Origin of the sequence: Clostridium sp., from assembly GCF_036569345.1 — a bacterium.
Classification (GTDB): Bacteria; Bacillota; Clostridia; order Clostridiales; family Clostridiaceae; genus Clostridium_AD.
In genome coordinates this window covers 1-1,707 of the sequence record NZ_DATCQT010000076.1, presented here as the reverse complement: position 1 = coordinate 1,707, position 1,707 = coordinate 1, and the positions used below count along the sequence as shown (strand labels likewise).

At 28.9% G+C, this 1,707-nt stretch carries 4 protein-coding genes; all 4 read left to right on the top strand.

All coding sequences use genetic code 11. From position 1 onward, the window contains the following. A partial coding sequence (locus tag VIM70_RS07855) for a TraM recognition domain-containing protein (RefSeq protein ID WP_331945198.1) occupies nucleotides 1-362 on the top strand: 362 nt, incomplete at its 5' end. Nucleotides 363-366: 4 nt separating this feature from the next. Then, nucleotides 367-639, top strand: a complete 273-nt coding sequence (locus tag VIM70_RS07850; protein ID WP_331945197.1) for a hypothetical protein — start codon at nucleotides 367-369, stop codon at nucleotides 637-639. A 76-nt stretch (nucleotides 640-715) separates the two neighbouring features. Then, nucleotides 716-1,447 carry a hypothetical protein gene (locus tag VIM70_RS07845; RefSeq protein WP_331945196.1) on the top strand — a complete coding sequence of 244 codons (732 nt, stop codon included), beginning with the start codon at nucleotides 716-718 and terminating at the stop codon, nucleotides 1,445-1,447. A gap of 17 nt (nucleotides 1,448-1,464) precedes the next feature. Next, a partial coding sequence (locus tag VIM70_RS07840; RefSeq protein WP_331945195.1) for a hypothetical protein occupies nucleotides 1,465-1,707 on the top strand: 243 nt, incomplete at its 3' end.

Below are 1,707 nucleotides of genomic sequence, written 5' to 3'. Positions count from 1 at the left end.
CATATGGTTTTAGAAATATAATTTCTACTCAAGAATTAGCAGATATGACAATTAATAATTCTAGTAAGTTATTAGACCAAATATGGGGTTGTACAAATGTAAAAATAGCTTTAAGACAAGACGTTTTTTCTTCTCAACAAGTGTTAAGTAATGGGATTGGTACAAAGGATATATATAAACCAATGTTTTCAAGTAGTAAGGAAAGCGGTAAACAAGAACAAAGTAGTACAAATGTAAGTTTAGAAGAAGAATTTGTTTATAAGCCTAGAGAGTTTGGGCAATTAAAAGTAGGTGAAGCAATAGTTTTTATAAAAGTACCTAAATTTAGGTATGCAAAAATAAAAATAAGGATGGTTGATTAAATAAATGTTACGATTAATACCAATTTTTAATATACTTATAAATATAGTGTTCATAGGTTTTTTACAGTTTGGATTGTCATGTTTTATACCAGTTCAATGGCTCCCGTTTAATGGAACTATTAGGACTTTAATATTATACATAATTTTAATTTTTAGCATGTATTCAAGCGTTGGACAACGTTGCGTTGCCTTCTTTGCAAATGGTAGAAATACGATAGGAAGGGAAGAAAAACTCTTACAACCAATAATTGAAGAGTTGAAGGATAGAACGGATTAAGGGTTATTCTTCGCCAGTATACATGCAATATAAAATTATTGATGCATTAAATAATCTTACTGGAAAGAAGATTAAATTGTTAGTTAGAAAAATTGAAAAAATGAAATTTGAATATCTAACTGGAACAGTTAAAATATTTACATTTGATAGCCTTGATATAGAAACAAATAGTTATGGCAATTCAATTTTTGTATCTAATGGAGCAATAGACACACTTCCAAGGGAAGAATTGAAAGCCGTTATTTATAACGAATTTGCACAAATAAAGACTAATATAGCAAATTTAAGATTGCTACATGATGGAAATATAGTGCTAGGACGAGCAAGTGCAATATTATTTTTAATAATTGCTCCATTTGCTCTAACTTTGGGAATTTTAAGTAGTAATATTTTAGCAACAATAACACATAGTGGTGTTTCCTCTTTAGGTACAATATTTTCACATTTATTAGTAATAATAATGTATAGCTTTTACTGTATAGTAAGGTTGGTTTTATGGCATTTAACTAAAAAGTGGACAAGCATTTTTTATATGCTCTATGAGAGAGAAAAATTTGTGAAAGCCGATAGAGCAACGCATAAACAAGGATTTTCTAGTGATATGCTAAGTTATTTAGATAAGTTATATGCATTTAAACTAGGAGATAAAGACGTATCAAGGCTATTCGTAGAGCTTAGACCATTAGTGGCATATAGAATTAATTATTTTGAGAATGTACTAGGTAATAATCGAGGGCTTTCAAGCGATAATTACGCATGGAGTTCGAATTATATGGAAAGAGTGCAAAGCATACATAATAAGAAATAGCGGAAAGGAAGTATAAAATGTTTTGTTTGAAATGTAAAATCGAAACAGAAGATAAATATTGCGAGAATTGTGGAGGGGCAACGGTTGAGGATCAAGAAACAAATTTACAATTTAACCAAGCAAATAATACAAATAGTAAAATCAAAACTAAAGTCGTAGATTCGAAAACAAATATAAAAAAAACAATAAAACTTGTAATAATTTTAGTGGTTTTAGTGGGTGGATTTACTGGGTATAAAGTATTACAATCAAAGTATACA